The organism is Frankia sp. CcCS3 (genome assembly GCF_977927575.1).
In genome coordinates, this window is sequence record NZ_CDWRCL010000235.1 from 1 (window position 1) to 6,385 (window position 6,385).

General features: G+C 68.8%; 6 protein-coding genes and 1 tRNA gene. 3 read left to right on the top strand and 4 right to left on the bottom strand.

The genetic code is table 11. The annotated features are described in order from the left end of the window. Positions 1 to 96: 96 nt before the first annotated feature. Positions 97 to 2,784, top strand: a complete 2,688-nt coding sequence (locus AC08OQ_RS16760; protein ID WP_476612184.1) for an AfsR/SARP family transcriptional regulator — start codon at positions 97 to 99, stop codon at positions 2,782 to 2,784. Between the two features lie 64 nt (positions 2,785 to 2,848). On the opposite strand, the gene AC08OQ_RS16765 is transcribed toward AC08OQ_RS16760, so the two are convergent. Beyond that, complete coding sequence (locus tag AC08OQ_RS16765; protein WP_476605627.1) at positions 2,849 to 4,168, bottom strand: MFS transporter; 1,320 nt, start codon at positions 4,166 to 4,168, stop codon at positions 2,849 to 2,851. Positions 4,169 to 4,596: 428 nt separating this feature from the next. Here AC08OQ_RS16765 and AC08OQ_RS16770 point away from each other — a divergent pair, with 428 nt between their 5' ends. Both AC08OQ_RS16770 and AC08OQ_RS16775 read left to right on the top strand, forming a co-directional pair. Further along, positions 4,597 to 4,791 carry a hypothetical protein gene (locus AC08OQ_RS16770; RefSeq protein WP_462188987.1) on the top strand — a complete coding sequence of 65 codons (195 nt, stop codon included), beginning with the start codon at positions 4,597 to 4,599 and terminating at the stop codon, positions 4,789 to 4,791. 122 nt (positions 4,792 to 4,913) lie between these two features. Next, positions 4,914 to 4,986: transfer RNA gene (locus AC08OQ_RS16775), tRNA-Arg, on the top strand. 94 nt (positions 4,987 to 5,080) lie between these two features. Here the strand turns inward: AC08OQ_RS16775 and AC08OQ_RS16780 are convergent. From AC08OQ_RS16780 to AC08OQ_RS16790, 3 genes are all read right to left on the bottom strand, one after another. Further along, positions 5,081 to 5,434, bottom strand: a complete 354-nt coding sequence (locus AC08OQ_RS16780) for a DUF5615 family PIN-like protein (protein ID WP_476601870.1) — start codon at positions 5,432 to 5,434, stop codon at positions 5,081 to 5,083. Beyond that, a complete protein-coding gene (locus tag AC08OQ_RS16785; RefSeq protein WP_011434851.1) occupies positions 5,431 to 5,670 on the bottom strand; it encodes a DUF433 domain-containing protein in 240 nt (79 codons plus the stop codon). Before AC08OQ_RS16785 ends, AC08OQ_RS16780 begins: the two co-directional genes overlap by 4 nt. Positions 5,671 to 5,881: 211 nt before the next feature. Continuing rightward, on the bottom strand, positions 5,882 to 6,385 hold a 504-nt coding region (locus tag AC08OQ_RS16790; protein WP_476612185.1), incomplete at its 5' end, for a hypothetical protein.

Sequence of the window (6,385 nt, forward strand, 5' to 3'; positions counted from 1 at the left end):
CACAGCCAGGAACAAGTCCCAGCCCCGTCACTACCGATCGCGGTCACCCCGACGTGATCCGAACAAGAGATCAAGAAGCTGGCTCATCGCACGCACGTGCGGAAGACAAGCCTAGACGCCGACACGGATGCCGCCCGATTTGTCGACCGCTCACTGCGCGTTCTGTCTGCCGGCCTGACCGATCTGGGACGTCTGCTTCCCCCGGTGTACGCGGCGATCCTCACCGACGACCTGCTGATCCTGCACATGGCACCCGCGGAGGAGGAGCCTCCACCGCTCCCATGGACCGTGGGCGAGGCGCCCGGGTCATGGCGGATCGAGCGGATGCCCGGTCTGCCCGGTGACCAGCCGGCCCAGATGATCGCCCAGATGACGGCCGGCGTGCCGGCTCCGTTCCCGGCCCTCGTCACCTTCGGCCGGGACGACGCCGGGTCACGCATTCTCGTCGACCTGGAAGGCGCTCCGGGCATCATCAGCCTGATCGGCGACCTGGACATCGCGGCGGAGGTCGCGATCGCCGTGGCGATCGAGCTGGGAACCAACGTGTGGTCGGATGATCTGCGGGTCTGTCTGGTGGGTTTTCCGGCCGACACCGGAGCCGACCTGACGACGATCGCACCCGCACGGGTCTGGACAGCAGACGACCTGAGCGCCGTCCTCGACGAACTCGCCGGACCGGAGGACGACGTCGGTCGCACCGGCACCGATCCGGCACCGGCAGACCCGCCGACCGTCACCGCGGGCGGCCGCGATCGGGTCACCGGCAATCCACGGGCGCTGGCACCCGATCTGCTCATTCTCGCGGCCCCTCCCGCAGCCGCCGACATCGCCCGGTTGACCAGGATGGCGAACGGGCGGGACGACGCCGTGGGAGTCCTCGCCGTCGGCGACACCCCGGCCGCCCGCTGGCGCTTCACGGTCGGGTCGGACCGCCGCGTGTCCCTCGGCGTTCTCGGCGTCCAGGTACGGGCGCAGGCTCTGAGCATGACCGAGTACACCTCGATCACCGCGCTGTTCCAGCGGGCCGATGCGGCGGGATCTCCCGACCGGGCCTCGGGCAGCCCGCCGGACGACGGCCTGCCGGACGAGGGCCTGCCCGACGAGGGCACCCCACCACCCCCCGCATCACAGCCGCCCGCCGGACCGATCTCCGCCGGACCCACCGCGACCGGGCCGGCAACCACCCGGCCTGACGAGCCGACAAGGCCACCCTCACAACGCGGCTCCGTGCCCGGGGCGGTGCCCTGGACGCCGAAACTCTCAGCCCTCACCCGGCCTGCGTCCCCCCAGCCGCTCTCGGCCGTCCCCACGCCGGCAGGCCCACTCCCCAGCCCCGGCTCTGCGCCACCGGAGCCACGCGGAGCGAGACCGCAGGACACGCAGGGTCGCGCCGCGGTCCTGTCCGGCACCGGATTCCCACCCACTATCTCCTCCTCCTCTGACGACGATCCGACGCGACCGCCCTCGAACGGCCGCCGGCTCCCCACCGAACCCCCGCCGCCCACACCCACGCCCAGGCCTTCCGGCCCTCCGCGAAGGACCGCATCGGCCGGTCCCGTCCTGCCAACCACCGCGGACACCGGCGACGCCCCCGAGGCCGCCGAGGCCACCGGTCTGCTGGCCCATCCGGGACGACCGCTCATCCACCCGACGGATATCCCACGGGTACCATCCGCGATCTACTTCGAGACGCCCCGGATGCGAGCGAACCGGCAGGGCCGCGTCCCGGCCGAATCGATCCAGCCCGGGACGGAGGCACCACCTGGACCCCCTGCCCCCCCGCCGCCAACCACCGAGTACCGGACCGCGATCCCGCCCCGGCCGCCGGTCCCGCCTCCGAACGAACGGCTGGCGGGACCGGCGGACGCGCACCATGCACCGCCGCAGGCTGCTCGGGCGCGCTACGCCGACGGAGATACCACCGTCCCGGATGTCGGCGTTTCACGGCCCCCGGTGGCGACGTCCGGGGCGGCGCCACAGCGTGTGCCGCTCGAGACCACGCCGCCCGCCGATCCCACCGCGCCCGCCGAGGCGCAGGTCCGGATTCTCGGGCTGCCCACCGTCGAGGGTCCCGGGCGGCCACCCGCCGAGCGCATCGACCTGTTGACCGAGGTCATCGTCTACCTCGCGCTGCACCGGGAAGGCGTAGACAGTCGGCTTCTCGCCGAGGAGATCTGGCCATCCGACACCACAGAGGAGATCGCCGACGCCGCGCTGGCCGAAGCGCGCCAGTGGCTGGGGACCGATGCCAACGGCTCGCCTCGAATCATGATCGGCCCGGATGGCCGATGGTGGCTGAGTCCGGATGTGCGCTGCGACTGGGAACTCTTCGTGGCCTACACCCACCGGGCCGGTCTGCCGGGCAGCGACGCCGAGGCGGATCTGACGACGGCCCTGCGGATGGTCAGCGGCCCCCTGTGGACGGATCTGCCTGCCGGGCGGTACCGCTGGGCGACCACCGGGCCAATCGCCCGAAGCACCTGGGCGGGCGTGGTCGACGTGGCGCATCGCCTCGCCCAACTGACGTTGGACTTCGGTGACACGATGACGGCGATGGCGGCCTGCCGCACCGGGCTACGGGCTGTGCCGACCTCCGAAGTGCTCTGGCGGGACCTGCTGCGCACGGTCGCCGCGCGGGGTGATCGCCGAACTCTGCAGGCTGTGGCAACGGAGATGTACCGAACTATCGGTGTCAGCGGGGTGCGCCGCGGCGGGCGGGCCGAGGCCGAGACGGACGCACTGGTGCAGACCCTGCTGCCCGGATTCCGTCGCGGCCGGCGGTAGTGCCCGTCTCCGCTCCCGGGGCAGCCGGCAGAGGACCCGGCCTGATGGCTGGTCGCTGGTGACGCTAGCCAACCTCGGGGATCTTGGGCACCCCGGAGATCTCCGAGGCACCGGGGTCCGCGGTGAACTCGGCAGCCGCGGCAGGAGAAGAATCGGGACCGCGCAACGCCGACGCGCAAACCATGATCGCGACGAGCAGGACAAGCACGACGACCATGGCGAGTTGCAGGCCCGCCAGCTCGGCGAGCCCACCGATGAGAGCCGGCCCGCACAACCATCCGGCATACCCGACCGTGCCGACCACGGCGATGGAGCTGCCCGTCGACGACCTGAGCCGCCCCGTCGCGGAGAACACCGCGGGCAGCACGCAGGCGGTGCCGACGCCGAGCGTTCCGAATCCGACGATTCCCCCGACCGTGCCGAACGCCGAGGAACCGAGCGCAAGCATGACCGCGAATCCCACCATCGCGGTCACGGCGAGGCCGCGGACCGTTCGGGTCGGGCCGAACCGTGCCATGGCGCGGTCCCCGAACAGGCGCACGACGAACATGCAGGAGGTGAAGGCCACAAAGCCGATACCCGCGATTCCGGCAGCCGCTCCGGCTACCTCGGTGAGGTAGACGGCGCTCCAGTCCGCCGCCACACCTTCACAGAGGAAACTACCGAAGGCGATGACGCACAGTGCGACGAACTGCCGGGCACGGCTGCCGGTGCCCGCGGGACCCGGGGGCACCGCTCTGTCGCGGTCTCCGCCCCAGCCGTCTCGCCCGTCCCCTGGCGCGACTTCCGGTGCAGCGCCGTCGGGCAGCATCCAGGCCGTGGCGGGTAGGGCGGCAGCGAGACCCAACCCGCCGAGCACCGCGAACTGCACGCCGATCGGGACACTCAGAGCGGCCGCCGCCGAACCGATCCCGGCCCCGGACAGGGCACCCGCCGTCCACGCCGCATGGGCGGAGGTCATGATCGGCCGCTGGTAGCATCGCTCAATCCCCACGGCCTGGGTGTTCAGGGAGATGTCGAGGCAACTGCTGGTCGCCCCCCACAGGGTGAGCAGAGCGAACAGAGACCAGGGTCCCTCGATGAGCGGGACCAGAAGACCGGTGGCGCAGTAGGCGGGCAGACCTGCTCGCACCATGGTGATGCTGCCGTACCGGGTGACCGCCAGACCGATCAGCCACAATGTCAGAACCGCCCCGATCGGGGCGCCGAGCAGGGTCAGACCGAGCTGCCCGTCGCCGAGTTCGAGCCCCTCCTTGATTTGCGGTATACGCGGCGCCCAGCTCGCAAGCAGCAGAGCCAGCAGGAACAGCGAGCTCATCGTCGCCGCCCGGGCACGGAACAGTGCTTGGGCGGCGAAGGGCTGGCTCCGAGTCGCGCGGCGCACGCCGCCCGGATCCATCAGGATGATCTCCAGCCGTCGATCTTCACGATGCGCACGCCAGGAGGAGAATTACCCTGCGCCCCGGATCGTTACGCCTCATTACTCCACGCGACGATACTCGATAAGATCGGGCATCGCTCTGGCGACAGCCAATCATGTTTTGACAAATCTAATTACGATATACAAAATCCAATTACTTTGCATAAAATCAAATTATGATCGACGGCACCTGATGACGTCCCGATGTCACTATGGAGTCGAAATGAAATAACTTGCGCGTTTCGAACCCTCCACAGGCCTGTGACCTGCGATAATGCTCTCGATCACGTATTTGTTACTTCATTACGTCCCCTATGAGGACTGCTCGACCATGAGGACCTCTCGGCAGCGGGCGCTAACGTGCCCGCCCGATCGGGCACGATGGCGTTCCCGTGGCCGTCGCGTCGGGTACTGGCGGGGTGCGTCTGGTCATGCTCTCGGACACACACCTCCCGGTGCGGGCGCGCGAGCTGCCCGCCGAGGTCTGGTCCGCCGTCGACGCGGCGGACGGTCAGCGGTTGACCGTCCGCCGCGCGCCCCACCGGCAACTCCTCCTGCCGGCGCCGCAGCTGCCGATTCGACGATGACCCCACAGCTGTCCACACAAGAAGCACAGGATGAACTACAGACAGCTACATCCCCCTCGGAGGATCGGTGCCATCCGTCGGGTGCTGTAAGCTGGCACCGCCGGCCACCACGGCGGTACATCGCGCTCGTAGCTCAACGGACAGAGCATCTGACTACGGATCAGAAGGTTGGGGGTTCGAGTCCCTCCGAGCGCACGTCAGGTTGAGACAGGTCAGAGCCCCGCAGCCACTACTCCGGCGCGGGGCTCTGAGCTTTGCGTAGGCGATGTCCCAGCCCGGGCGGAGAGGGTCAATCGCCCTCGCGACGGATCTGGAGAAGGCCGCGGTGCGCCACTGTCACGGCCCCAGCGAGGTCGTGATGCGTGACCAGGTCCTCGACGGCCGCGATCACGGCGCGTGCCGACTGGTCGTCAAGCCGGAAGACCACGATCCCGCTGTGCGATCCCGGCGGGTAGGCACGGATGTTCCCGAAGCCGCGGTCGAGGGTGAACACGATCCGGTTCTCGGCAACCGCAGCAGCGAGCACCTCCGGATCGGAGCGGCCCGACAGGTTCTCCGCAAGCACGGTATCGGCGTCGATCCCGTGCTTGGCGAGTCGCTCGGCAAGGGAGACCGGGAGACCCTCGTCCAGCTTGACCTTCACGGCGCGGTACGAAGCGGCACGAGATCCTCCCGCGCCAGACGCGCCCCGTAGGCAGCGGCCGCACGGATCCCCGACACGGTCAGCGACGGGTACTCCGCGATGATCTCACCGTCGGACATACCGTCGGCAAGGCAGTCGAGCACGACACTCACCGGCACCCGGGTCCCCCGGATACACGCCTGCCCATGACCGACTGTCGGGTCGGCCACGACGAGCGCCAGAAGATCTTCCGCCATGCCTCCCAGTATGCTCCCGGATCTCAGCGTCGAGCGCCCATCACGTGGTCCAAGCCGTGGCACGCGTGACAGCCAAGTTGACAGCCAAGTTGACAGCCAAGCCGCTGGACGCGGGTGGACGTCGACGGACACCGGTGGACGGAACGCTCATGGTCAGCAGGCAGGGCGGACGTTGACAGACGTCGACGGAAGATCCAAATCTAACTACGGATCAGAAGGTTGGGGGTTCGAGTCCCTCCGAGCGCACATCAAACACCCCCAACCCGATGGCCGGGTTGGGGGTGTTCTGCATGGCGCTGGTCACGCTGGTGACGAGGGCCAGGTTGTGTTCGTCGATGCCGACCGTGCATGTGACGTGGTTCACTCGTGCGTCGTAGATGATCTCGAGGCCGTAAGCGTCGAAGAGGCCCCTGAGAAACTCCTCGGGCATGCGGGTGAGCTCGGCGCGGGTGACGGTTCCAAGGAGATCGAATAGGTCCGTGTCGCTGCCCGCTTGGGCTGGCGGGTGGGCGCGGAGGTGAGCCAGGTCGCGTCGTTTGACTTCCTGTTCGCTGCTGATCTGCGCTGACCGGCGGTTGATGTCCTGGAGAAGCTCAGGTTCGAGGTCGTCGGTAGTTTCGAGCGTGTTCAGAAGTCGACGTCGTCGCTGGCTCAGATCGTCAAGGGTGCGTTCCACCGCGTTGATCTTCTCCTGCCATTGCTGCCGGGCCTGTTT